Origin of the sequence: Rickettsia sp. Tenjiku01 (assembly GCF_001653015.1) — a bacterium.
In the GTDB taxonomy this organism is placed as follows: Bacteria; Pseudomonadota; Alphaproteobacteria; order Rickettsiales; family Rickettsiaceae; genus Rickettsia; species Rickettsia rickettsii.
Map to the genome: position 1 here is coordinate 1 of NZ_BCMR01000015.1, position 25,045 is coordinate 25,045.

Consider the following 25,045-nt stretch of genomic DNA (forward strand, 5'->3'; position numbering starts at 1 on the left):
AATTACCTTGTAAAAGTCTCATAAATTATATAGTATATCTTGATATTTTTCAAGTTGGTTTGTTGTGTGGATACCCAATCGGCATTGCGAGCAGCCGTAGGCTGCGTGGTAATCTCATGAAATAATAACAAACTCCTGAGATTGCTTCGTCAATTGCTATGCAATTTCCTCGCAATGACGAAAAGTTAGAACCACCACAACGTCTTTCAAAATAAAGGATAACGATGCTTGCTTCATACGCTTCTGATCCTCTTAAAAGTAGGGGAAGATTATATAAGGAAATCCCGACCTCTTATAGAAACGAGTTTGAACGTGATCGTGATCGCATTATACATACTAATGCATTTAGGCGTTTGCAATATAAAACTCAAGTTTTTATTAATCACGAGGGAGATCATTACAGAAATAGGCTAACTCATTCTCTAGAGGTTTCGACTGTTGCACGTTCGGTCGCTAGTACTTTAAATTTATCAAATGATTTAGCTGAGACAATAGCACTTGCTCACGATCTTGGGCATACGCCTTTCGGTCATGCGGGAGAGCGGGCTTTAAATGAATGTATGAGAGAGTATAACGGCTTTTCTCATAATGCTCAATCTTTAAAGATACTAACATTACTTGAAAAAAGATATGCGGCTTATAATGGAGTAAATTTAACATGGGAAGTTTTAGAAGGAATAGTAAAACATAACGGTCCTATACTAGGCGAGATAAATGAATATATAGCAGAGTATAATAAGCAAAATGATTTAGAACTTAGTACCTATGCATCAGCAGAGGCTCAAATAGCAGCTCTTGCCGATGATATTAGCTATATTTCGCATGATTTGGAAGATAGTATCGGTGCTAAAATTATCGATTTTAATAGTCTTGCTGAACTTAAATATATTGATCAACATGTTGTTGAACTCAAGTCAAAATTTAAAAATATTAGTTCCTCATGTCTGATTTATGAGGTAGTACGTAAGCTAATACATGAGTTAATTACCGATTTATTATGGCAAACAAAAGAAAATTTAAATAAAGAAAAAATTACTAACATAGATGAGATACGTAACTTAAATTATCAGATAGTGGATTTTACGGAAAAAACTAATAAAAATATTAAGGAAACTAAGAAGTTTCTTCATGAGCGAGTTTATAAAAGTAATAAAATTACAGCCATCAGCCTTAAATGTACTAAAATCGTACAAGGTCTGTTTAAGGTTTATATGGATGATATTAATTTATTGCCGGTTAATTGGAAAATGCTAATAGACTCTAATGAAACATATAGTAAAGCTAGAGTTGTTGCTGATTATATAGCAGGGATGACTGACCGTTTTGCCATTCAGGAATATAATCAGCTCTGCTCGACTTCCTACATAACTTGCTTCTAAGGGTAATTTGTGCGTCGCTCCGGTACTCGCATCCTCACGTACTAAAGTGTACGCTGCAGTGCTGCGTTCTGTGTCTCCTACAAATTCCTCCTTATTAGCGAGCGTTTGTAAGAATTCTATTCGCTGAATTTTAATAACATTTAATAATTATGAATATATTTAATCAATTGAAACAAGATATAATTGTGGCAAGCAGGCAATTATATAATAATCAAGAAATAGCAAATATTGCTACTATTGAAATACCGAAAGATAGTTTTAACGGTGATTTATCAAGTAATATTGCAATGATTATTGCAGCTAAAGAAAGTATTGCTCCTCGGGAAGTGGCTTTAAAATTTAAAGAAGTCCTTATAACATTACCTTATATTGCAAGTATAGAAATAGCAGGACCGGGCTTTATTAATTTTACTATAAAAGCTGATAGTTGGCAGGCATCAATAAAGGATATTTTACAGCATGAAGAAAAGTTTTTTGAAATTGATATAGATAAAAGCAGAAATATTAACATCGAGTATGTTTCGGCAAATCCCACCGGTCCAATGCATATAGGGCATGCTAGGGGTGCGGTATATGGTGATGTGCTAGCAAGGATTTTGCAAAAGGTAAGTTATTCCGTTACAAAAGAATATTATGTTAATGATGCAGGCTCACAAATAAATGATTTAGTTAGTACGGTATTATTACGTTATAAAGAGGCTTTAGGTGAGCAAATTACTATCCCTGCCGGGTTATATCCGGGAGAGTATTTAATTCCGCTTGGGCAAATTTTAGCGAAAGAATACGGCAATAAATTATTAACGATGAACTATGCTGAAAGGTTCAAAATAATTAAAAGTTTTGCCGTAGAAAAAATGCTTGATTTAAATAGAAAAGATTTAGCAGATTTAGGGATTAAACATGATATATTTTTCTCTGAGCAATCATTGCATGATAAAGGTGAGATAGAGGAAACAGTTAAACTACTGGAGCGTATGGGGCTCATTTATGAAGGTACGTTACCTGCCCCTAAAGGTAAAATTCACGAAGAGTGGGATAATAGAGTTCAAAAATTATTTAAATCTACTAGGTACGGTGATAGTCAAGATCGTCCTATAGAAAAAGCTGATGGAAGTTGGTCTTATTTTGCTTCTGATCTTGCATATGCTAAGGATAAAATAGAGCGGGGAGCGAATCACTTAATTTATGTACTTGGTGCCGATCATAGTGGATATGTTAAAAGAATTGAGGCAATAGTTAAAGCTTTAGGTAAGGAGCAGGTTAAAGTGGACGTTAAAATCTGTCAATTGGTCAATTTCGTTGAAAACGGTGTACCGGTTAAAATGTCAAAACGTCTTGGGAGCTTTGCTAGTGTGCAAGACGTAAATCATGAGGTGGGGAAAGATATCATAAGATTTATGATGTTGACTAGACAAAATGATAAGCCACTTGATTTTGATTTGGTAAAAGTGAAAGAACAATCAAGAGAAAATCCTATCTTTTATGTACAATATGCACATGTGAGAACGATATCTATTTTATCAAAAGCTAGAGAATTAATGCCTGAATCTTATAATAACTTTGAATCAGGTAAGTATGATTTATCTTTATTATCCTCTGAAGAAGAAATTGAGATTATAAAACTTTTGGCTAGTTGGACAAAAACATTAGAAGCATCTGCAAAATATTTTGAACCGCATCGCATCGCATTTTATTTAATAAATTTAGCCTCAAAATTTCATTCTATGTGGAATTTCGGTAAAGAAAATAGCGATTATAGATTTGTAATTGAGAGCAATAAAGAATTAACTCTAGCACGCCTTGCTCTTGCAAGTGCCATACAGAAAGTTATAGCTAGTGGTCTCGAAGTGATAGGTGTAGAACCAATGAACAAAATGTAGTTAGGTTTTCATCGTCATTGCAAGGAGGTATTGCTCATGTGGATACCGAGTCGTTATTGTGAGCAGCCGTAGGCTGCATGGCAATCTGATGAAATAATACTCCTGAGAGTGCTTCGTCAAAACTTACAATTTTTCCTCGCAATGACGTTTTTCTATTATCAATTTACTAAATATGATCAATAATATTTTTATTAAAATATTTCTAGTATTTTTAGTATGTATATCCGCTATTTATTTTGGTTATCAATATTATCAGAATAGCAAGCCGGTAATTACTATTTATCCTGATGAGCTGCCTACAAAAATAAAACCGTCTATAATAGAAAATAACCAAATAGCCGCAGTACATAGTACGATATATGAAAATCTTATTGCTAAAGATACAAATATTAAAACCGTAAAATTGCTTCCTGATCCTGAGAAACCTATGAGTATAGATTCTCGCAACCAAAGTCAAAGCGATGAATCTTTTGATGAAATATCTAACCTTATTGCATTAATAGAGCCAAATAATAACTCCAAAAATGAAACGGATTTAAATATAATAAAGCTTGAAAAAGGAAGTAAAGATAAGGTTAGTAATGCTAAAAATTGTAAAAATAATGAAAGTTATAAAGTACAACTAGGTTCGGTAAAATCTGAAGCAGAAGCAATGCAAGAAGGGGAAAGAATAAAAAAGCAATTCCCGAAAATTCTTAAAAATGTTGTTATCACAACCAAAAAAGTTAAATATGACGACGGCAAATTTTTCTATTTAATCTTAGCCGGTGATTATGGTAGTCTTAGTCAAGCTAAAGCGGTTTGTAAGAAATTAGCTTATAATAAGCAGAGTTGTGTGTTGAAGTGATATTTGTATACTCTTATGTCATTCCTGCGAAAGCAGAAATCCATCATAAAGCGAGATAAGTCGAGCTTTTAATTTTAAGAATTTGCTGTGTTTATACTTTTTTTCTGGATTCCTGCTTTCGCAGGAATGACATATAGAACCACGCAACAACGACTGCTCGCAATGATTATAAATAAAAACTAAATAACTTATGAAAGAAGCTAAAATAGAAAATATTGACTTTGGTAATGCATTATCAGAGCGTTATCTTGCTTATGCGTTATCAACAATTATGTCACGTTCGCTTCCTGACGTACGTGACGGACTCAAGCCTGTACATCGTAGGTTATTATACGCAATGCTACAGTTAAGGCTTGAGCCGAATTCCGGCTATAAAAAATGTGCGAGGGTGGTCGGTGATGTAATAGGTAAATACCACCCGCACGGTGATGTGGCAGTGTATGATACCTTGGTACGCCTTGCTCAGCATTTTTCGTTGCGTTATCCTTTAATTGATGGGCAGGGTAATTTCGGCTCTATCGACGGTGATAATGCAGCAGCTATGCGTTATACCGAATCACGTATGACGGACATATGTACGTTATTAATGGAGGACATCGATAAAGATACGGTAGATGTTCGCCCTACTTATGATGGTTCCGATTTAGAACCGGTAATAATGCCGGCAAGTTTTCCGAATTTACTAGCTAATGGTTCTGAAGGGATAGCAGTCGGTATGGCAACCAATATACCGCCGCATAATTTACATGAGCTTTGTGATGCTCTAATACATTTAATCAACCATCCGAAAGCTGAAATTAACGATATAATGCACTTTGTCAAAGGTCCTGATTTTCCGACCGGCGGCATAATTATTGATAAAGCTGAAGTTATTAATGCTGCATATACTACTGGACGCGGTAGTCTTAGAGTGAGAAGCAGATGGGAAAAAGAGGAGCTAAGTTACGGTACATATCAGATAGTCGTAACCGAGATACCTTATCAGGTTCAGAAATCAAAACTTATAGAACAAATAGCAATATTACTAAAGGATAAAAAAATTCCCCTTGTTAGCAATATTAGAGATGAATCAACAGACATTATAAGGTTGGTTATAGAGCCGCGAGATCGGGGATGTGATCCGCAAATAGTTATGGAATCTCTATTCAAGCTAACGAATTTAGAAAGCCGCATTCAGTTAAATATGAATGTGATCGGCAGTAATAACGTGCCGAGAGTAATGAATATTTTAGAGATTTTACAAGAGTTTCTATATCATAGACAAAATATTGTTACTCGCAGATCAACTTATCTTTTAAACAAAATCAAGCATCGTTTAGAAATTCTAAAAGGGCTTAGGATAGCTTATCTAAATCTTGATGAGATAATTAAAATTATTCGTGAAGAAGATGAGCCAAAAGCGATAATGATGGAGCGGTTTAAACTAACCGAAATACAAGTAGAAGCGATATTAAATACCCGTCTTCGCTCGCTTCGCAAGCTTGAAGAGCAGGAAATTATTAATGAGCATAGTAATTTGCAGAAGCAACAAGCTATATTAGAAGACATTCTAAATAATCCTAAAGAACTATGGAAAATAGTTAAAAAAGAAATCAAAACAGTACAAACGAAATTTGGATTAAATACGGTAATAGGAGCAAGGCGTACAAGCTTTGAGGAAGTAACGCTTACGAATCAAGTAGTTGATATAACGGCTTTCATTACTAAAGAGCCGATTACTATTATCTGCTCAAAAATGGGGTGGGTGCGTTCGTTAAAAGGTCATAACACCGATTTATCGACTATCAAATATAAAGAAGGTGATGCAGAAAAATTTATTTTAGAAGCTTACACGACTGATAAAATATTAATAGTTAATTCAAAAGGCAGATTTTTTACTTTGCTTGCCGATAATATTTCCAAAGGTAAAGGAACAGGGGAATCTATAAAGCTACTTGTGGATATAGGTAATAACGATATTACGAATATTTTAGTCTATAAACCTGATCAGCTTTTATTACTTGCAAGTAGTGTAGGTAAGGGGTTTTTAGTTAATTCAAATGAAGTAATGGCTCAAACAAAAACAGGAAAGCAAATTATGAATGTACCGGATGGTCATGTATGTATAGCTTGTTTACCTGTAAACGGGGATAGTATTGCTTGTATCGGTGAAAGTCGTAAATTACTGGTATTTAATATAGATGAAATACCTGAAATGAAAAAAGGGCAAGGTGTAACGCTGCAAAAATTTAAGAATGCTAAGCTTCTAGATATTAAAATATTCAATAAAGAAGACGGCTTAGGTTGGAATAACAATGGAAAAGTAAAACTTGAGAAAAACATTGTTGCATTTTTAGGCAAAAGAGGTAGTACCGGTAAATTACCTCCTATGGGCTTCCCAAAAAATAATAGATTTTCATCATAATTATAATAAAGATTGAGTATATACAAAAAAATAGCATATTTTATATGGTTTTATACAATTATTTATAAATTCGCTTGTACCGTTCTATTATTAAAAGTTTTTATACTCCTATAACATCAACTTGATCATCCTAATAACCCCTTCCTCTAATTGATAATATGTAAAATTTTCATTATTATTACCGAAAAGGTTATAAACACCAGTTAATAGCGTATTACTATCTTTGAAAAATTGAATTATAGTAGAACAATCCTCTCTAATTGTATCTATTAAAGGTTTTTCGATAGTGGCAGCCATAAGTGCTGGTACCTTTATTGCATCAAATTTGCTTATAACGTGGTTGGGGTTTGAAGTTTTTTTAAGGTAAAACCTATAATCATTAAATGAGGGATTGCAGTAATATATTTATCTATAATGGTTTCCATCATGTTTTTAAATACATTTAATATAGGAGGGAAAAGATTTTCATTGTCCTCTGATGCTGGTTTTCGATGTTCTGAGTTACATATCTTTAGAGAATTATCCTGTTGCATATTAAAAAACTTCAATGCTGCCTCAAAATCCCTGTCTTTTGTATAGACTTTCTGAATATTTAAAGCATGTAATATTGTAAATATTTTTTAAGTTGGAACTACAAAATTATATGCATCTTTAAATAATAATTTAGAAGCGGTTGCATATCTTGTAAACTGCTTTTAATCCTTTTACAAAGGAATATCCTGAGCTTGTAAATTGAGCATGATTCATAGTGTTACTCCTGTTTTAAAATAATAAAAATCATATATCACAATATATGGTAATCAGAGAAAATCAATACCTAAAAATAAAAAAAAGTAAAATATATAATTTTATTTAATCAAAAGGCAGTATAGCATAAATTTTTCAAGGTTTGGCCCCGGTACTTGAAGTACAAAAGCTAAGCATAATTTGACAAGAATTAGAGCACTGTAAGCTAATAGAATGGTTTAAAGATTTAACAGAAGAGAAAACAAGATTATTACAACGACGGAACTATAAAGTTTATTGATCGTTCAATTAAAAAATATTATAATCAAGGCATAAGATTACTCTAAACCTTGATTATAATAGTGATGGCAATTAATTTATTAATAATTAAAACTTAAGTTTTGTGCCTATAAGACCAACAGTACCTCGTGTTGTTTTACTAGGTGCTTCAGGGTAATATACAGGCTTACCTTTAGCTTGGAAATGAGAAATTTCAGCATATGGTAATAAACCAGGCATGATCTTATATTCAGTAGCGAGGCTTACAGCATCAACGGTGTTTTTATATCTTGAAGTTTTAAGATATTCAAGACTTGTTTTTATAGGTCCTTGTCCATAAGCAACTGCTCCATTGTAATAATAGGTATCACGACCGACTTTATAATATTCCTTAGCGGTTAAGCTTTTACCTAAATTACCGTAAGAAGCACCACAAGAGAAATTACCATAAGTAAATACAGCTCCAAGATTATATGCTTTTAAATTAGAAAGCTTATAGGTATTAAGTACTTGAATTGTAGTTCCGTCCATTTTAGCATGAATAAGACGACGAGCAGGTTTACCGTATTCTCCGGTGACAGATAGTTTTAAATCTGCATCTTCGCTAATTTCATGTTCATAAGTTAAGCCGGCAGAAAAAGCATCCCTAATATTCTGATTAATAGTCATGGTTTCGTTATTTTCTAATTTAACCGTCTTTATTCCGGTTTTAGAAACACTAACTCCGTTTCTGCCTGAGCTTTCAAACGTTAAATTATTTATATCTCTATTACCGCCTGTATTAGCAGTATCGGGAGTATAAGAAACTCCGGCTTGGAAGCCTTTCATTTTAGGCGTGAAAAAATTCAATCTTCTAGCTCTCTCAGCTTTATCATTGATTTGATTAAAAGAATTAGAGTATGACTCAAGATAAAAGCTAGCATTAGTATCAAAATCCGATTTTAAACCATTATATCGCATATATTGACCGTCAAGTAGAGCATATCTAGACCATCCTCCGGTACCTGCGGTTACTTGACTACCGGTAATACGCAACTTAGCGCTTGCATCAGCAGGAGAGCCTAGTTCTACTTTACCGTAACTAGTTTCAATAAATATATGTGATCCATTATAACTTGTAGAGGTTTTTGCTCTTGTAGTAGGCTGAAGCACTATTTTAGCACCTGCTATTACATCATTGATAGTTTTAGCAATAGTGGCCGCAAACGCTGCTTCCGTGTAAAACCCTAGCTTTTTCCTGTTATCAGTTACATTTTTATCAAATAAAATTAAATGATCCTGTTTAATATAACCGTTTTCAAATAAATAGAATCCTTCTAATTTTATTTCAGTATCAGAATTAGAAATAACAGGTGTTGGATTTTCTTCGGCAAGACCAGCCGATGCAAGGCAAATAATACTTGCAGCTAATAATAATTTTTTCACTTTAATAAAGCTCCTATAAACTTAAATAAAATATTACTATACAAAATAAATTTTTAGTATTAATAAATATAAATCAACTACACTATAATATAATAATTCTTTTCAGAATTGACAATAAAAAACTATTTTAATTTGTAATAATTTAATTTTAAGTATATAATGTTGTATTATTATCACTATCATTATTCAAGTAGTCTCAGACTTATAGTTTTAAAGAAAAATTTTGTATTGTAAATAATTATGAGTTATAATCATTAGTTTATTAATTAAATCAAGTTTTGATTATGGCTATAATGTCAGATAAGTGGATAAAAGAAGCTGTTATAAATCACAGTATGATACGGCCCTTTGCGGAAAAGCAGGTAAGAGTGCATAATAAAGAAAAGATTATTTCTTACGGCTTATCTTCTTACGGCTATGATACTAGAGTATCTAATGAATTTAAAATATTCACCAATATAAATTCTACTACGGTTGATCCAAAAAATTTCAGTGAATATAATTTAGTTGATAGAGAAGTAGATGTGTGTATTATCCCACCTAATAGCTTTGCCCTTGGCAGAACTATAGAATATTTTAAAATACCGCGTGATGTATTAGTTATTTGTGTCGGCAAGTCCACTTATGCAAGATGCGGTATAATAGTAAATGTGACTCCGTTAGAACCGGAGTGGGAAGGACATGTAACTTTAGAGTTTTCTAATACTACTCCATTACCTGCTAAAATATATGCAAATGAAGGTGCTTGTCAGTTTTTATTTTTAAAGAGTGATCAAATTTGTGATACTTCATATGCCGATCGCCAAGGAAAATATATGAAACAAGTAGGCGTAACTTTACCGCTAACATAACTTTTTTATGTAGAAAATTATATTAAATTTTTAATAAGGATTTTTATGAGTACAATAAACACCGATACTAATGAGACAATGCCGCATATTTCCGTTAATGCACAATATATAAAAGATTTATCTCTTGAGAACCCTTCTGCCCCGTCTTCTCTTGCGGCTTTGGATCAACGCCCTCAAATTGATTTATCTCTAGATATAAATATTACTAATTTATCGGAAGAAAATTTCTATGAAGTAGAGTTAAATATCGAGGCAATTGCAAGAAATGAGAAATATAAATTATTTCAGATAGAATTAAAATATGCTGGAGTATTTAATTTAATTAATATTGATTCTGAACAACATCCGGTTTTATTATCCGTTCATTGTCCGGCAATGATATTTCCATTTGCCAGAAAAATTATAGCTAGCTGTACTCAAGATGCAGGATTCCAGCCTTTAATGATTGATCCTATAGATTTTGGTGCCTTATATCATAAGAAAATGTCAGAGCATCAAAACTAAGAAAATCATTTAATTATTTAATAAATTTCATTTTAAACGCCATAGTTTTTAAACCACAGATAGAGCTTAATAGTAAAAATTTTATCAATTTGAGTAAATATTCTTTACTTATGTTATTAATGAATGTATAAAGCACTAAAAAGTATAATTTAGTTAATAATAATTAACTATAAATTATAGCACAATATAAAAATTGAATTTTATGGAGAAAAATAATGAGAGTTTTGTTAATTGAAGGCGAGCCGGAAATGGCTAACTTAATTGAACTAACTTTAGCTTCAGAAGGGATAGTTTGCGATAAAGTTTCAGTTGGTGTAGAAGGTTTAAGACTTGGTAAAGTTGGTGGTTATGATCTAGTAATCTTAGACCTTATGTTACCGGATATTAATGGTTTTGAGATATTACTAAGATTGCGTGCTGCAAAAATAAAAACCCCAATCTTAATTTTATCTAGCTTAACGGATACGTATCAAAAGATTACTGGGTTCTCTTCCGGAGCCGATGATTATCTAACCAAGCCGTTTGTAAGAGAGGAATTAATCGCTAGAATTAAAGCTATAGTTAGACGTTCTAAAGGTCATGCAGCATCAGTATTTAGGTTTGATAAGGTGAGCATAAACCTAGATACTAGAAGTGTAGAAGTTGACGGCAAAAAAGTACATTTGACGAACAAAGAATATGCTATTTTAGAGCTATTAATACTCCGAAGAGGGACTATCTTAACTAAAGAAATGTTCTTAAATCACTTATATAGTAGTGTTGATGAACCGGAAATGAAAATTATTGACGTATTTATTTGTAAACTTCGTAAAAAGTTAAGTGATGCTGCCGGCGGTAGAGATTATATCGACACAGTATGGGGACGTGGTTATATGCTAAAAGAATATGATGAGTTACAACAAAAAGAAATTTTAGCACAAGGAGCATAATTAATGCCTTTATCTACTTCTTTACTTGGTAAAAAAAGTACTTATAAAGATAGTTATGATGTGACTTTATTATTTAAAATTCCACGTATAAATCATCGAAACGAACTTGGAATAAATAGTAATAATCTTCCGTTTTACGGTGTAGATGTTTGGAATACATATGAGCTATCTTGTCTTAATAAGAACGGTAAGCCATGGGTTGGAGTAGGCACTTTTTATATACCGACAGATTCTGAAAATATAGTAGAATCAAAATCATTTAAATTATATCTAAATTCTTTTAATAACTTTGTTGTTGAATCAGTAAAAGAACTAGAAAGAATTATCTTGCAGGATCTAAGTAATGTTACACACGCTAAAGTAACAGGACGTATATTTCCTATAAATACAAAAGTAGAATTTGGTGTTCCAAGCGGTAAAAATATCGATGATTTAGATATAGTATGCAATAATTACGGTGCACCCGATAATAGTTTAATTGAGTATGAAGATGTTTTGGTAGAAGAAGAGATTAATTCTAATTTACTCAAATCAAATTGCCTAGTAACCGGTCAACCGGATTGGGGTACAATCGTTATAAAATATAAAGGAAAAAAGTTAAAATATGATTCTTTTCTGAAATATTTAATATCTTTTAGAAATTGTAATGAGTTTGCAGAGCAGTGTGCTGAGCGTATTTTTACAGATATTAAAAACGCTATAAGTCCTGATTGTCTTTCTATTTATATAGTATATACTAGGCGTGGAGGAATTGATATTTGTCCCTATCGTTCTACCGATAAAAGTTATACTTTACCTAGCGATAAACGATTTATTAGGCAATAATCACTTTTCTAATCCATAAAAAATCCGTTTGTGAGAAAAGTATTGTCAGTGTGGATTGAAAAACGCATCCGTTGTCATTCCGTGGCTTGACCACGGAATCTAGTTTAAAATACTATTAATAGTATTTTAGATTTCTTTATGGACCCCGTGGGTCAAGCCACGGGGTGACACAGTGGATTTTACCGGTCCATCCAGCAATGTTCTGACTATACAGGAATGACATAAACAAACCACGCAATAACGCTGATCAAGGCGGGGTAACAATCACAAATAATTCACGTAAGCAAGCTTTTCGCACGATAGCAGTTAGTATAATTTTATGATTCTTTTGTAGGATTTTGTGGAGGCTTTAGGCTTTCTACTATTTTATTCAGGTCTATTTGACTACAGATCCCCAGTAATACGGGATCACGAGGACGGATAGAATTCATATTCCAATGGCTACGGGTTCTAATAGCATCTATAGTAATTTTAGTAGTACCTATTAATTTAATTATTTGATGGTCTTGGATGTTCGGATAATTAGACAATAACCAATATATAGCATCCGGTTTATCTTGACGTCTTGCTATAGGAGTGTATTTAGCACGTTGTTTTTTCTGATTTTTCATCAATTCATCAGCAGGGCTATATGAAATTTGTAAATTAGCATTAGGATCTTTACTGCAACGCTCAATTTCCTCTAAAGTTAACTGACCGTTTGCAATTGGATTTAAACCTTTTATAGATTGTGCTACTTCACCGTCAGCCATACCTTTTATTTCAAATTCATGAATACCGCAAAAATCGGCAATTTGTTTAAAAGTTAAAGAAGTATTTTCAATTAACCATATAGCCGTGGCTTTTGGCAGAAGCGGTAATGTTTTTTGCGAATTCATGATAATTGTTTTTTGGCTTAATTTAAGAAGTTATAACAAATAGAGTTATTTAAGTCAATCTTCATTTAGAAACTTAACTATCTCCTCAACTACTTTCTTAGCATCGCCGAATAACATAAAAGTATTATCGTGATAAAATAGCGCATTTTTTATACCTGCATATCCTGATGCCATAGAACGTTTAATAAACAAAATCGTACGTGCTTTTTCGACATCGAGTACCGGCATACCGTAAATTGGACTGTTCGGATCATTTTTAGCAGCAGGATTAGTTACGTCATTTGCACCAATCACAAGCACTACGTCAGTGGTAGCGAAATCTCTATTAATTTCTTCAAGCTCAAGTACTTTCTCATAATCTATATTAGCTTCTGCAAGTAAAACATTCATATGCCCCGGCATTCTACCTGCTACTGGATGTACGGCAAAACGTACATTAATATCTGAACGTTCTAATATATCAACCATCTCTTTTATGATATGCTGAGATTGGGCTACTGCCATACCGTAACCGGGAACAATTATCACCGATGATGTATTAAGTAGTAAATGTGCCGCGTCTTCAGGGCAGCTTGTTTTTGCTATTTTATTGTCGTCTATATCCTTGTTAATTCCAGTAGGTGCAGGCAAAAACGCCCCAAAAATAACCTTAATTAATGAGCGATTCATCGCTTTGCACATTATATAGCTAAGTATAGCTCCGCTACTACCGACTAATGCTCCAGTAATAATAAGTAGGCTATTGCTAAGCGTAAAGCCTATACCTGCTGCCGCAAAACCTGAATAAGAATTTAGCATTGAGACTATAACAGGCATATCTGCACCGCCTACCGGTATTATTAGTAATACTCCGATTAACAGTGATAAAAAGACTATTAGATTAAATAAAAATATATTCTCTGAACGAATAAACGATATTACTAGAATAACCAATATTATTGCCGTTAATAAGCATATATATTGCTGACCGTAGAATTTTAACGGGCTACTTTTCATTAAGCCTTGTAGTTTTAGAAAAGCTATAATCGAACCGCTAAAAGTTAAAGCACCGATAGAGACGCCTACTGATATTTCTATTAATGCATTAATCGGTAAACTTCCTGCTATTCCTATAGAAAAATTTTCAGGAGCAAGTATTGTAGCATAAGCTACAAATACCGCAGCAAGACCGACAAAAGAGTGAAATCCCGCTACTAATTGAGGCATTGCCGTCATGGAGATTTTAAGTGCGATAATCCCGCCGATTACAGCACCTAATAATATGGTTGCTATAATGGGTAATTTATGAGTAAAATCCGGTAGGAAAAAAGTAACGATGATTGCTATCGCCATCCCCAAAATACCTATGGTACTGCCTAAAAGTGCTTGTTTCTGTGAGGATAAGAATTTGAGTGATAGAATAAAGCAAACAGCTGCAACTAAGTATAATAACTGGATAATTTGTAGGGACATAGGTGAATGTATGTTTATATTATTAGCTATTTAGTGTCATACCGCGGCTTGACCACGGTATCCAAAAAAAATAAAAAAACTGGATCCCGCGATCAAGTCGCGGGATGACAAATACGCTTCAAGAACCATGCAACAAGGCTAAAAAGTAAATCCTATACCTATAGAAACTATTAAAGGATTAAGTTTAACTTTAGAGGTCATGGTTTTATTACCTACTAAATTCGGTTTATACTCAAGTTTAGGATTTAAGAAAAATTGTCTTACGTCAATATTGATTAAAGTATCATCTTTAGCATAAAAATCTACACCTATTTGTCCTACGGCACCGTGTCCGTTTCTAATTTTAAGACCGGTAGCTTGAGTCAGCATATAAGAACCGTGATAACCTATACCTATATATGGTCTTATTCCACCGTAAGGAGCTATATGAAATTGTCCGGTAACTGTTGCAGGAATCATATAAATAGGTTTGTTTTTTCCTAGTTTAACATTATCAACGCCATAATTATGAGCAATGGCTGCAAGGGATGTATATTTAGTGCGTAAAACATTAAAGCCAAGTGATAATTCAGTAGCTAAATAATTATTAAAGAATATAGTAGTGGACGCATCACCTCCATAACCGTTTTTTGCCACTTCTCCTACTGAAACAGGTTGAGGAGAGGTAGGAGTAGGTAATCCTTTTTGCTTAGCACTTGAAACAACACCTCCTAGACGCATCTTGAAAACTAAACTGCCTTCGTTTTCGTAATACGGTGTACTATCATAGTCAGAAGCAGAGTCTACATCATCATACATGCTTTTAGCAAAACTATTAATACTTATGGTCGATACAAACAAAATTATCCCTAATTTTTTCACTATTCTTAACATATAATTATAACCTTTACTTGCTTAAAATTGATTACCGTATTATTATATAAAATTTTTGTTTATATATTTATACCACTTGTCATAAAAGATAGAATTCTTTTATGCTAAAAGTCAAGACATTTAAGTAAAATTATAGAAATTATTGGAGCATATTAATGAATGATGCATTAAAAACATATTTAACCGGTATAGGGTGGTTTTTACTTAGTTTAGTAAGTAGTAGTGCCAATGATGTAATATCTAAATATCTTGGGACTCGTTTACATAGCTTTGAAGTAGCTTTTTTCCGCTTCTTTTTCAGTAGCATAGTTTTACTACCTTTTGTTGTTTTTTATGGTAAAAATACTTTAAAAACAAGTCGTCCTTTTGTACATATATTAAGAGGGTTATTATTATTTTTTGGTATGACTTCTTGGACTTACGGTCTTACCATAGCTCCCGTTACTACTGCAACAGTCGTAAGTTTTTCTATTCCTTTATTTACTTTAATACTTGCTGTATTTTTTCTGAACGAAAATATTATTTGGCCAAGATGGGTAGTTACCGTAGTAGGATTTATAGGACTTGTTGTTACGCTTAAACCGCATGCCGAGGATTTTAACCCAGAAATTTTGTATTTTGTATTAGCGGCTATTTCATTTGCTATGCTTGATATTTTTAATAAAAAATTCGTAATAAAAGAATCGATGATTAGCATGCTATTTTATTCGGCAATAGTAACTGCTGTAGTGTCGTTACCTGTAGCATCGCAGTGTTGGTTAACTCCTAGTAGTTTTGAATTAGCTTTATTGTTTGTACTCGGTAGTAGCGGAAGCTTAATATTATTCTTCCTGCTTAAAGCTTTTTCCATGGTAGATGCAACCGCTACCGCTCCTTATAGATATTTAGAGCTGGTGATTTCGGTAATAGCGGCATATTTCATATTTAACGAATTTCCTGATAAAAGCACACTTCATGGAGCAGTAATAATAATTCCTACCACCTTGTTTATAATATATTCTGAAAAAAAAGCTATGAATAGAAAACATGAATCGCAGTAAACTAGTATTTTCAAGCGGTATCGCTAACACTTTTGAATGGTATGATTATATATTATTCGGTTATTTTGCACCCATAATAGGAACAAAATTTTTTCCAAATGATGATGCTAATACTTCTTTACTGCAAGTTTTTTTAGTATTTGCTATAGGTTATTTGGCCAGACCGTTGGGCGGCATATTTTTTGGTGTTATCGGTGATAGATTTGGACGCAAAGTAGCCTTAACTAGTGCGTTATTTTGCATGTCTGCCCCAACCGTATTAATAGGAATATTACCAACTTACCATACTATCGGTATAACTGCGACTATATTAATGATTTGTGTACGAATTCTACAAGGATTATCAATGGGGGGAGTTTTGACCGGCTCTATTTCCTTTGTTATTGAGCATACTAGCCATAAACACCAAGGCTTCACCGGTAGTATTTCAATGTCTAGTATATGCTCCGGTTTATTGCTTGGTTCTTTTGTTTCTTATATCGTTAAGAATATCCTAACAGCTTCACAATTTGATAGTTTTGGCTGGAGAATACCTTTTTTACTTGGTTTTTTTATTCTTTTTGCAGCATTTTATATTAAAAAAAATACACACGAAACACCGAATTTTAAAAATCTAAGAGAGCAGAAAAAGATTTTACAATCACCGTTAAAAAAAGTCATTACCAATTATTGGTTTGATATATTAATCTCGATTTTTATCAATGCTCCCGGTTCGATAATATTCTATCTAACTACAATTTACTTGGTATCGTTTTTAAAAATCAGCCGCAACTTTACTGAAAATGAGGTAAATAGCCTTGCTAGCGTGTGTTACGTGATTATGATAGCCGTAACTTTATTAAGCGGTTATCTATCCGATATTATAGGTCGCAGGAAAATTTTTGTAATTAATCTGATAATAATTATTGTAACAACGCCATTTCTACTTAATAATTTTGAGAATGGGGCCTTCACAAGTGTAATTATCTCACAATTGATGCTTGCTATACTTGCTGCTAGCTATATCGGTCCTGAACCGGCATTACAAGCAGAATTGTATCCTACAAATATACGTAACACTGCTCTCTCTATTGCATATAACACTGCTACAAGTATTTTTGGTGGTACTACGCCTCTTGTCTTTGAATATTTAGTACACAAAACAGGGCATGTAACCTCAGCAGTTTATTATGTCATATTAAGCTGTATTTTTGCATTGATTGCCTTATCTTTGTACAAAAATAGAAGTTTAGATAAAATATGAAAAAAAATTACAAAACCTGCAAACCTAGTTGAATTTAATAACAAAATTGTAGTCTTTAAACCTAAGAGTTATTACTATGGCGATGCTTGTGAACATAAAATAACTGAAAAGGGATTAGTCTTTGCCAGTATCTCTGAGGATACATCAATCATTCCAGAACTTTTAAAGAAGTAACTAGTGACGAAGCAATTTCAAGGATAGATCTAGACTTATTCGGTACATGTCATAGAGTTACTACGAGTGTAACGGCTGACCTTCTACAATAAGAAGAAAATGGTTGTTTGGCAATGGGCTTGTTACTGCAGAAGAGATACCCAAATTACACAAGTTAGTACAAGATAATAAAATGATATTAGCATGCCAAACCAAAGAAAAAACACTAAAGATTTTAAGTGATTATTTACAGAAAGAATTTGGGATGCATGCTAATGAAACTACAGTAGCATCTTATGGGGTACATATAAGTGGAGCGAATGAAGAGATTGAATAAGAGCTTTTTTGTAAAGAGTAAACGAATTTCCAAAATTTTTCTTGATTTAATGACAAATATGTGGCAAAAAGGGTTTGAAATAATCTTGCTACTATAGCTCAGGGGTAGAGCACTTCATTGGTAATGAAGAGGTCGGGGGTTCGATTCCCCCTAGTAGCACCACCACACATCCTAAGCTTTGTGAGTTTTTAACCTTTCTTGAAAAACTCATATGCTGATTTTAGTCTAGTTTCTGTCAGATACTATTATAGTATTATGGTTATTTTATAAAGCTAAGTTGCAAATAATATAAAACTAATGTATGATTTACATTTAAAATACGGTAACGATTATTTTGTTATATGATAGACATTCTTCTTTTTGTACATATTACTATTGCAATATTGCTAATTATAGTTATTCTGATGCAGCGTAGCGGATCGGATGGAATTAGTAGTATAAGCGGCGGTAATAATATGGGAGTAGTCAGTGCTAAAACAGTCGGTAATTTTCTTACTAAAAGTACTATAATACTTACAACATTATTTTTAATAAATGCAATAGTACTTGCTAACCTTTCCTCAAAAAAGAAATCTGATTTAGTTTCTAAGATTAATGAAATTGAAGAAAATCAAGCAGAAAATAGTTTACCTATAGCTAAATAGTGACAGCTTTATCTTAGTAATATCTCTCATACTTATCATTGTCTACCTTTGTTGGTATTGTTGCGTGGATCGGTAAAATCCACTGTGTCACCCCGTGGCTTGACCACAGGGTGACAGATAAAAGTACTGGACCTGCTTTTGCGGGAATGACATAACAGGAGTCATGTAACAACACCTATGGATCAATGGTATGACATCAGAGAATTTAGTATAGTTTTCAGAACTCCCAATATATATTATTAGAGTACAGCAATATTTTTACACCTAAAATAATTTTAGAAATGTCTATAGAATTAATATAAAAGAAAAAATTTATATCATTTTATGTACGTTTTTTACAGTCCTTATTATAGTAGGAAACTTAATATAGCAAAAATTTGTTTACCTTAATATTTTTAATTTTTATATTCTTGAATTATCTATAGGAGCAATTTTTTACCCGTTAACTTTTTTATTAACGGATTTAATAGCTGAGTTTTACGGTAAAGAAAGAGCCAATTTTTGTGTAAAGCTTGCTATTATTTTTAATATAATAGTAGTTTAATAATAAGTCTCATGGATAAATTGGAAGCTACTAATATCTTTTTTAGTATCAACTTTTGTCCGTTATATAGCTCAACTTGTTGATATTAATATCTATTTATGGATAAGAAATAATTTTAGTACGGCAATTTCTTTATTTATCGATACTTTTATTGTAATTGGGATTATGAGCTTATTTAATATTTTTCCTTTTGACCAATTAGGTCATCTTGTACTTAATAGCTATTCATTTAAACTATTTTTTACTATATTTAGTACTCCAGTATTCTATGTAGGAGTTTGGTTAATAAGTTTATTCATTAAGAAAGGATAAGCTCTTAGGAAAAGCTTATCCTTATTTAAATTTTCTATTGGTGATTTACAAATTGACTTTTAGTTTAATAAGTCCTTGATGGCTTTGATACTTTCTATGCGTATAATAATTATACTCAAGTAGAACATTGATATTTTTTCTACTCATAATTATATTACTACCGATATTATATCCAAGCTTAGGTTGTTTTAGTGTAATAATTGTTTCTTGTAATGTTTGTCCTTTAAAAGTCGCTTTTGCATTAACTTTTGTATTTTTATTATTGAAGTGATGCTCAATATTACCATACAAACTTGGTGTTAATACTATATTGTTTGTGGTCACTATAGGCTTAAACACTATTTTACCGCCAAGGGTACTTTCAAATAATTGATTTGATTTCTTTTGAATCATGAGATTTTCTATATCTACATTATACTCTTTATAGTTGCTAGCCCTTGAATAATCATATTGAAAACCGATATTAGGAATAAAATGTAAATCGTATTTTGTACGATATTTATAATTTAATAAAGTTTGAAAACTTAAATTATTATTTTGATATTTTCCAATTATATTATTAATATTTTTAGATCTATTCTTAATATAATTATGACCGTAAGATGTTATAGTCTGCAATGAGAAACCTTTAATTAGTTCTTTTAGACTGTAAATGCTTAAAAGATGACCGTTAACTGCTGTTTTCCCTAGTTTTTTATTATATTTAATTTGGGATTCCAAACGGCTATAAGCTATTCCTATAACATCATGACTATTGATGAATTCAGCATCAGTCCCGATAGTTATGCCGGTTGTACGATTTTGATATTTTGGAATATTCTTCCAAATTCTTTGTTTGTTGATGCCGTATAAGCCGCTAATCCATACCCCTCTGTTTATACTAGTTTCTTCATCACTGGCCCCTATTGCAGCAACCGTTAATCTATCATTTATATTATAGTGAACAGGTTTGTGAAGAGTTGAAGTCGCCTGAACTAATATTGCTACTTTCCCACTAGTATCATCAGATACCTGTTGTCTCTGTGTCACCTCATCTTGTTCTGTAATTGCTTCAGTTTTGAATGACACATCGATAGCTTCATCTTCGCTTTCTAAAACTATATCTTTTTTTAATTCTTCGTCAGTGGTGCTATTGCTTTCTTCTAATTCTTCTTCATCAGTTGCATACCATTTATCGTCTTCATCACTAGATCTTAATGCTAGAAGTGATTTTTTGTCATTTGATGATTTATCATTTTTGCTATCGTTAGAACTCAATAATCTCGGTGATAAAGCGGTTTTTGAATCAGATTGCTCTGACTGTTTATTGCTATCTTCAGGTTGTGTATCATCCTTTGTTGAGGATTCGTCATTTGTAGCTTCGTTTTCTTGTTGGAATAATCGTAATTGTTTTTGATCTAAACGTCCTACTTCCTGTTCATTGTTACTATTTTCTGATTGAATATCACTACCATATTTTTGTTCTAGTTCATTAGACTCTACTAGTACTTGTTGAATAGGTAGAAACAATTCTTTATCTTTTGCTAACTCTAAAAGTTGAGATTTATAAATATTATGTACTTCTTGCCCTATTTCAGTTCTAGGACCTATAAAATCAGGGTGAGCAGTATTAAATGCCTCTTTTACCGCTTCCTCTGGATATTTTGTCAATTGCTGTATATAAATATTATGTATTTTTTGTCCTAGTTCAGTGCTAGAATCTATAAAATCAGAGTCAGCGGAAGTAAACGCCTCCTTTAATTTTTGGCTAATTTGGCTGAGTATAATATTATTATTATTTTCAACATATTTAATAAATTCTTTATCTTTTGTTAATTCCAAAAGTTTAGAAGTATAAATATTATGTACTTCTTGCCCTATTTCAGTTCTAGGACCTATAAAGTGAGAGTGCATAGTGTCGACTGCTTCTTGGAGTTGTTCAAAATACTTATTATTTTGATGAGCTTTAGATAAATTTTTTGAATGCTCAAATGCTACTGATTCCACTATAGCTTTTTGCAATAAATCGGCATCGGAGTATTTTGCTTTATATCCTGCTGCTTTTTGTCCTGATAAAGTAAATTCTTTATATCTTAAAGCTATATCGGAGCTAAAGTGATAAGTTTTTGGAGTTCTTTTAAAAGTAGATGTATTTGCCTTGAATTTAGTAATCCCTAAACTTGTTAGATAAGCTAATTCCAAATCTTGTGAATCAGGCAGTGGCGGTGGTGGTGGTGGCATGTTTCCGGTATGGATGTGTTTTGTAGCTTTTGCTTGCGAGCACTCTTTAAGAGCTTTTAATATTGTAGGCATCTTTAATTTACTAGCAAGAATTCTTATTTGTTCATTGCTCATGCCTGTAAATGAAGGCAAAGCTAATCTTAATTGATCTAAATTATTATTACCTGTTAGTTTGATAGTAGTAGCTTGTAAAAACTCTTTTAATAATTTGGGGTCTTTTTCCTTTACTATAGCAATAAAATCATGTTGAGGTAAATTTGCTGTAATTAATTCTTCAAATTTTATTGTGCTTAAAATAGCTGTTCTTAAATCATCAAGTTTAGCCTGTGCTTGATCAGAATTAATTGTTTTTCTTAAGTTTGTATCTTCTGTTATTAAAAAAGTAGCTTGTTGTACTATAGTTAATATATTAGGGTTGTTAATTAACTCTTCGACTCTATTGCCAAATATATCTTGATCGAAGTTTTTTGCATTAATATAGGCAAATTCTAATTGTTCAAACGGATTTTGTTTGCCCTGTAACTCTCTAATCAATTTTGACTTATTGAATTCAAGTTTAATAGGTCTCTTTAATTCTTCAGATATTTTACATGACGATAATAAAATACGGTTTACTGCATCATCAGTGTCTTCATTGAAAAGATTTTTAATTATCTCTTCGCTTGTTATTGTTTTCTTACCATTTACGGTTATATCTTTTATATACTGGTCTTGAACAAGGGTGTTAAAAGCTTCTTTAGCTTTTTCTGTGATTTCAGGGGTTGAAATGCTAAATAAATTTACAAGAGTTTTCTCGTCAGCTCCTTGGTTGGCGTATGATTCTGTTAATATTTGACGTATAACATTTGTAAGATCAGCTTGTCTTTTTATAAGCTGATCTTGTAAATCATTAGCTTTTGTACCTCCTGTTTCAGTTCTATATTCTGCATATAGTTTGGCATAAGCTGTCTCTGGCGTGCTTCTGCCTGTGCTGGTTGCACTAGAAGCTGTAGGTTGAAGTGATACTTTTGATTGAACAGTAGTATTGTGAGTAAACTGAATATATAATGAATGTATGTGAGGATATTCTGCTTGTAACTGATTTAAATCAAAATGTTTAGAGTTGCTACTAAAGCCTTGAGAATTTAAGGGCGGTGGTGGTGGCATGCTTCCGTTTAGCGGTAGAGGAGGCGGATTTGGAATACCTCCATTTAGCGGTAGAGGTGGTGGAGTCGGAATGCCGCTTTGTGTTTGTTCTAAATTATTTGAATTATTACCTACTGCTAACCCTAAAATTTTATTGGTTTCATTGCTGAGTATGTTACTATCAGATAATATTACTTTAATTACTGAATTTAATGTGTGGTTAGTTACTTCTTTGGCTAGTTTAATCATATAGTCTTTAGTTAAACTATCTCTTATTAGCCCTTTATTTTTTAGTTCTATATTTATTTCGTTTACTATTTCTGGTGTTAAAATATAGACGCTATTTACAATATAGGGTTGCATTCTGTTTTTTAACTCTAATTGCAGAGTTAAAAAGTTTTCTACTGAACTCTTATCTTTACTTGCTGCTAGTTTGATAAGATCTAATCGTGCCTTTTCTTCAAATTGACTATTAGATATATTTCGTGTTGCATAGTCTTGAATTCTTTCAGCAAATTTAGTTTTTTCTTCAGAAGAACTATTTTCTAATAATTCTTGTAAAATAGGTCTATTTTTAACGTCAATATTGGTATTGAAATCTAATTGTCCCTTATCATTGCTAAATAATACCCTTTGAATAGTAGCATCATTAAAATCACTTAAGATAGTCGTTACTGCTTCTTGTTTATAACTACTATCTACTTGAAGATTTAGTGCTGCTATAGGATCTGTTTTAATAAGATTTTTAAATTCTTCAATATTTTCTTCTTGTTGTATTATTCTATTTATATTTTGTTGAGACTGCGTTAAATTGCTCTTACTTGTTTTGGTATTAAAGTGAGTTTTAAAAGTACTTATAGGATCAAAAAAATATCGTTGTTTCTTTTCTCTACCCGTGAAAATCTGTGAAGATGTTCTATTTATACTTTGATTTGACATATACCAATGGTCGTTTTTGCTTCCGCTCTTTTTTTGAGAGCGTCCGGTAGATGGTTTAGTAGTATCATTGTTGTTTAGCAACTGGTTTGCTTCTATTCCGGCTCTTATTTGGTTTATATAAGAAGTTGCTTTTACTGGCCCTATCTTAAATGCATTCATTAATTCGTCAGCGTTAGGGATAATATTATTATCTATATAGTACGATTTTTTACCAAGCATCATCTGAGTTGCTATTGATGCGATATAGTTTGTTGCCTCACCTTTATCAGCACCAAATTTCTGCTCTAGCTCTTTTTCTGTAGGAATATGGCTATCGGCTATATATTGTGGCTTTTCTTTGTCCATAACTTTAAGTCTTATTGACTTAATATAGCCATCTCTATTATCATCACGAGATATACCAAACTTCTTTTTTAAATCTTTTTCTGTAGGAATATGGCTATCGGCTATATATTGTCCCTGTGCGTTTTCCATAATTTTAGTTCTTATTGAAGCAACAAAAGATTGTGCATCATCTTTATTCATGTTAAGAGCAGTCCTTACTTCTTGCATTTCAGGGATAATATTATTATCAACATAATGTTTGTATTTAATATCTCTGTTTATTGAGCTGATATATAGTTCGATTACTGCTTTTTTGTCTTTTTCTGCACGACGTACCTTTTGATCGTGTTCTACATTATTGTCTATTTTCCTAGGGTCATAACTTATTCCAAGATTTGTTGCTGCTTCTATATCTGTAGGAACTACACCTTGATTAATATATTCTTGTTTTTTTGTATCAAAATCCTGTTGTTTTACTCTTTCGATGTATAATAAAATTTCAGCTCTTGCTTGTCTTGCTTTATGTCTAGTATTATCTAAAAAACTTGATAAATCTGTTTCCTTATACTTTATTCCTAGATCATTTTGTGCTTGAGTAAAACTAGGAACTAAAGCTGCTTCTTGCCATTTTTTGATTTTTTCATTTGGAGTCAAATCTTTCCAAATATTTTGTTGCTGTGTTGAATTGTGCTTTTCCCATGCCGGGGTTTTACTAACTAAATCTTTAAAGCTTGCCGCTCTAGCACTTGTACTTAAAAAGCTACTAGTCAACAAACATGTTGACATGAAAAAAGTTAAAACATATTTTTTTGAGTGGGAATTTTGTACATTCATTCAAACCTCGATTAGTTATTATTTTTTAAATACAAACGAGGCGAATTATATAACTTTTGCTAACTTATGTGAATTATT

19 protein-coding genes, 1 tRNA gene and 2 pseudogenes are annotated in these 25,045 nt (G+C 32.3%); 14 read left to right on the forward strand and 8 right to left on the reverse strand.

Features of this window, described 5'->3' with window-relative positions; translation table 11 throughout:
• Nucleotides 1–224 precede the first annotated feature (224 nt).
• On the forward strand, nucleotides 225–1,379 hold the full coding sequence (locus TENJIKU01_RS04685) for a deoxyguanosinetriphosphate triphosphohydrolase (protein WP_016917570.1): 1,155 nt from the start codon (nucleotides 225–227) through the stop codon (nucleotides 1,377–1,379).
• Here TENJIKU01_RS04685 and TENJIKU01_RS07710 read toward each other — a convergent pair.
• Nucleotides 1,293–1,499 (reverse strand): annotated as a pseudogene (locus TENJIKU01_RS07710) (palindromic element RPE1 domain-containing protein); the annotation flags it as partial. The gene TENJIKU01_RS04685 and the pseudogene TENJIKU01_RS07710 overlap by 87 nt on opposite strands.
• Before the next feature lie 29 nt (nucleotides 1,500–1,528).
• Here TENJIKU01_RS07710 and argS point away from each other — a divergent pair.
• From argS to parC, 3 genes are all read left to right on the forward strand, one after another.
• Nucleotides 1,529–3,259, forward strand: a complete 1,731-nt coding sequence (argS, locus tag TENJIKU01_RS04690) for an arginine--tRNA ligase (protein ID WP_064429386.1) — start codon at nucleotides 1,529–1,531, stop codon at nucleotides 3,257–3,259.
• Between the two features lie 172 nt (nucleotides 3,260–3,431).
• Nucleotides 3,432–4,106, forward strand: a complete 675-nt coding sequence (locus TENJIKU01_RS04695; RefSeq protein ID WP_064429387.1) for an SPOR domain-containing protein — start codon at nucleotides 3,432–3,434, stop codon at nucleotides 4,104–4,106.
• A gap of 190 nt (nucleotides 4,107–4,296) precedes the next feature.
• Entirely contained in the window at nucleotides 4,297–6,510 is a 2,214-nt protein-coding gene (gene parC / locus TENJIKU01_RS04700; protein ID WP_064429388.1) for a DNA topoisomerase IV subunit A, read from the forward strand.
• A gap of 108 nt (nucleotides 6,511–6,618) precedes the next feature.
• Here parC and TENJIKU01_RS09755 read toward each other — a convergent pair whose 3' ends face one another.
• The 3 genes from TENJIKU01_RS09755 to TENJIKU01_RS04715 all read right to left on the reverse strand — a co-directional run bounded on the left by TENJIKU01_RS09755 (nucleotide 6,619) and on the right by TENJIKU01_RS04715 (nucleotide 8,940).
• Complete coding sequence (locus TENJIKU01_RS09755; RefSeq protein WP_064429389.1) at nucleotides 6,619–6,807, reverse strand: hypothetical protein; 189 nt, start codon at nucleotides 6,805–6,807, stop codon at nucleotides 6,619–6,621.
• A 32-nt stretch (nucleotides 6,808–6,839) separates the two neighbouring features.
• Entirely contained in the window at nucleotides 6,840–7,043 is a 204-nt protein-coding gene (locus TENJIKU01_RS09760) for a hypothetical protein (protein ID WP_064429390.1), read from the reverse strand.
• A gap of 580 nt (nucleotides 7,044–7,623) precedes the next feature.
• Nucleotides 7,624–8,940 carry a porin gene (locus TENJIKU01_RS04715; protein WP_064429391.1) on the reverse strand — a complete coding sequence of 439 codons (1,317 nt, stop codon included), beginning with the start codon at nucleotides 8,938–8,940 and terminating at the stop codon, nucleotides 7,624–7,626.
• Between the two features lie 284 nt (nucleotides 8,941–9,224).
• Between TENJIKU01_RS04715 and dcd the strand changes: the two genes are divergently transcribed.
• From dcd to queF, 4 genes are all read left to right on the forward strand, one after another.
• The gene (gene dcd / locus TENJIKU01_RS04720) at nucleotides 9,225–9,791 is read left to right on the forward strand and encodes a dCTP deaminase (protein WP_064429392.1); all 567 of its coding nucleotides are present in this window, start codon (nucleotides 9,225–9,227) and stop codon (nucleotides 9,789–9,791) included.
• Nucleotides 9,792–9,836: 45 nt separating this feature from the next.
• Entirely contained in the window at nucleotides 9,837–10,295 is a 459-nt protein-coding gene (gene secB, locus TENJIKU01_RS04725; RefSeq protein ID WP_004996787.1) for a protein-export chaperone SecB, read from the forward strand.
• Nucleotides 10,296–10,510: 215 nt separating this feature from the next.
• The gene (ctrA, locus tag TENJIKU01_RS04730; protein ID WP_064429393.1) at nucleotides 10,511–11,224 is read left to right on the forward strand and encodes a response regulator transcription factor CtrA; all 714 of its coding nucleotides are present in this window, start codon (nucleotides 10,511–10,513) and stop codon (nucleotides 11,222–11,224) included.
• A 3-nt stretch (nucleotides 11,225–11,227) separates the two neighbouring features.
• The gene (queF, locus tag TENJIKU01_RS04735; RefSeq protein ID WP_064429394.1) at nucleotides 11,228–12,049 is read left to right on the forward strand and encodes an NADPH-dependent 7-cyano-7-deazaguanine reductase QueF; all 822 of its coding nucleotides are present in this window, start codon (nucleotides 11,228–11,230) and stop codon (nucleotides 12,047–12,049) included.
• A gap of 317 nt (nucleotides 12,050–12,366) precedes the next feature.
• Here the strand turns inward: queF and TENJIKU01_RS04740 are convergent, their stop codons facing one another.
• The 3 genes from TENJIKU01_RS04740 to TENJIKU01_RS04750 form a co-directional block, all read right to left on the reverse strand.
• The gene (locus TENJIKU01_RS04740; protein WP_014120489.1) at nucleotides 12,367–12,927 is read right to left on the reverse strand and encodes a cell cycle transcriptional regulator TrcR; all 561 of its coding nucleotides are present in this window, start codon (nucleotides 12,925–12,927) and stop codon (nucleotides 12,367–12,369) included.
• Between the two features lie 54 nt (nucleotides 12,928–12,981).
• The gene (locus tag TENJIKU01_RS04745; RefSeq protein WP_064429395.1) at nucleotides 12,982–14,379 is read right to left on the reverse strand and encodes an NAD(P)(+) transhydrogenase (Re/Si-specific) subunit beta; all 1,398 of its coding nucleotides are present in this window, start codon (nucleotides 14,377–14,379) and stop codon (nucleotides 12,982–12,984) included.
• Nucleotides 14,380–14,517: 138 nt separating this feature from the next.
• Nucleotides 14,518–15,252, reverse strand: a complete 735-nt coding sequence (locus tag TENJIKU01_RS04750) for an OmpW family outer membrane protein (RefSeq protein WP_064429396.1) — start codon at nucleotides 15,250–15,252, stop codon at nucleotides 14,518–14,520.
• A gap of 155 nt (nucleotides 15,253–15,407) precedes the next feature.
• On the opposite strand from TENJIKU01_RS04750, the gene TENJIKU01_RS04755 reads away from it, so the two are divergent.
• From TENJIKU01_RS04755 to TENJIKU01_RS10235, 6 genes and pseudogenes are all read left to right on the forward strand, one after another.
• On the forward strand, nucleotides 15,408–16,292 hold the full coding sequence (locus TENJIKU01_RS04755) for a DMT family transporter (RefSeq protein ID WP_064429397.1): 885 nt from the start codon (nucleotides 15,408–15,410) through the stop codon (nucleotides 16,290–16,292).
• Nucleotides 16,279–17,535 (forward strand): MFS transporter, encoded by a 1,257-nt coding sequence (locus TENJIKU01_RS04760; RefSeq protein WP_064429398.1) that lies wholly within the window; start codon nucleotides 16,279–16,281, stop codon nucleotides 17,533–17,535. The genes TENJIKU01_RS04755 and TENJIKU01_RS04760 overlap by 14 nt, the downstream gene beginning before the upstream one ends.
• 277 nt (nucleotides 17,536–17,812) lie before the next feature.
• Nucleotides 17,813–18,025: a hypothetical protein gene (locus TENJIKU01_RS04765; RefSeq protein ID WP_064429399.1), complete on the forward strand. Its 213-nt coding sequence runs from the start codon at nucleotides 17,813–17,815 to the stop codon at nucleotides 18,023–18,025.
• Nucleotides 18,026–18,112: 87 nt separating this feature from the next.
• A tRNA-Thr gene (locus TENJIKU01_RS04770) sits at nucleotides 18,113–18,187 on the forward strand.
• Between the two features lie 179 nt (nucleotides 18,188–18,366).
• Nucleotides 18,367–18,669, forward strand: coding sequence for a preprotein translocase subunit SecG (secG, locus tag TENJIKU01_RS04775; protein ID WP_004996773.1), 303 nt, complete (start codon nucleotides 18,367–18,369; stop codon nucleotides 18,667–18,669).
• Nucleotides 18,670–19,135: 466 nt separating this feature from the next.
• Nucleotides 19,136–19,525, forward strand: a pseudogene (locus TENJIKU01_RS10235) (VUT family protein).
• 45 nt (nucleotides 19,526–19,570) lie between these two features.
• Here TENJIKU01_RS10235 and TENJIKU01_RS04780 read toward each other — a convergent pair.
• Nucleotides 19,571–24,967: an autotransporter outer membrane beta-barrel domain-containing protein gene (locus TENJIKU01_RS04780; RefSeq protein ID WP_172795043.1), complete on the reverse strand. Its 5,397-nt coding sequence runs from the start codon at nucleotides 24,965–24,967 to the stop codon at nucleotides 19,571–19,573.
• Nucleotides 24,968–25,045 lie beyond the last annotated feature (78 nt).

What these genes read in the sequence shown, in the direction of transcription:
- TENJIKU01_RS04760 (WP_064429398.1), top strand. Translation starts at nt 16,279, where the DNA reads ATGAATCGCAGTAAACTAGTATTTTCAAGCGGTATCGCTAACACTTTT.
- parC (WP_064429388.1), top strand. Translation starts at nt 4,297, where the DNA reads ATGAAAGAAGCTAAAATAGAAAATATTGACTTTGGTAATGCATTATCA.
- TENJIKU01_RS04685 (WP_016917570.1), top strand. Translation starts at nt 225, where the DNA reads ATGCTTGCTTCATACGCTTCTGATCCTCTTAAAAGTAGGGGAAGATTA.
- ctrA (WP_064429393.1), top strand. Translation starts at nt 10,511, where the DNA reads ATGAGAGTTTTGTTAATTGAAGGCGAGCCGGAAATGGCTAACTTAATT.
- TENJIKU01_RS09755 (WP_064429389.1), bottom strand. Translation starts at nt 6,807, where the DNA reads ATGGCTGCCACTATCGAAAAACCTTTAATAGATACAATTAGAGAGGAT.
- secB (WP_004996787.1), top strand. Translation starts at nt 9,837, where the DNA reads ATGAGTACAATAAACACCGATACTAATGAGACAATGCCGCATATTTCC.
- queF (WP_064429394.1), top strand. Translation starts at nt 11,228, where the DNA reads ATGCCTTTATCTACTTCTTTACTTGGTAAAAAAAGTACTTATAAAGAT.
- TENJIKU01_RS04745 (WP_064429395.1), bottom strand. Translation starts at nt 14,379, where the DNA reads ATGTCCCTACAAATTATCCAGTTATTATACTTAGTTGCAGCTGTTTGC.
- dcd (WP_064429392.1), top strand. Translation starts at nt 9,225, where the DNA reads ATGGCTATAATGTCAGATAAGTGGATAAAAGAAGCTGTTATAAATCAC.
- argS (WP_064429386.1), top strand. Translation starts at nt 1,529, where the DNA reads ATGAATATATTTAATCAATTGAAACAAGATATAATTGTGGCAAGCAGG.
- TENJIKU01_RS09760 (WP_064429390.1), bottom strand. Translation starts at nt 7,043, where the DNA reads ATGCAACAGGATAATTCTCTAAAGATATGTAACTCAGAACATCGAAAA.
- TENJIKU01_RS04750 (WP_064429396.1), bottom strand. Translation starts at nt 15,252, where the DNA reads ATGTTAAGAATAGTGAAAAAATTAGGGATAATTTTGTTTGTATCGACC.
- TENJIKU01_RS04755 (WP_064429397.1), top strand. Translation starts at nt 15,408, where the DNA reads ATGAATGATGCATTAAAAACATATTTAACCGGTATAGGGTGGTTTTTA.
- TENJIKU01_RS04780 (WP_172795043.1), bottom strand. Translation starts at nt 24,967, where the DNA reads ATGAATGTACAAAATTCCCACTCAAAAAAATATGTTTTAACTTTTTTC.
- TENJIKU01_RS04740 (WP_014120489.1), bottom strand. Translation starts at nt 12,927, where the DNA reads ATGAATTCGCAAAAAACATTACCGCTTCTGCCAAAAGCCACGGCTATA.
- TENJIKU01_RS04695 (WP_064429387.1), top strand. Translation starts at nt 3,432, where the DNA reads ATGATCAATAATATTTTTATTAAAATATTTCTAGTATTTTTAGTATGT.
- secG (WP_004996773.1), top strand. Translation starts at nt 18,367, where the DNA reads ATGATAGACATTCTTCTTTTTGTACATATTACTATTGCAATATTGCTA.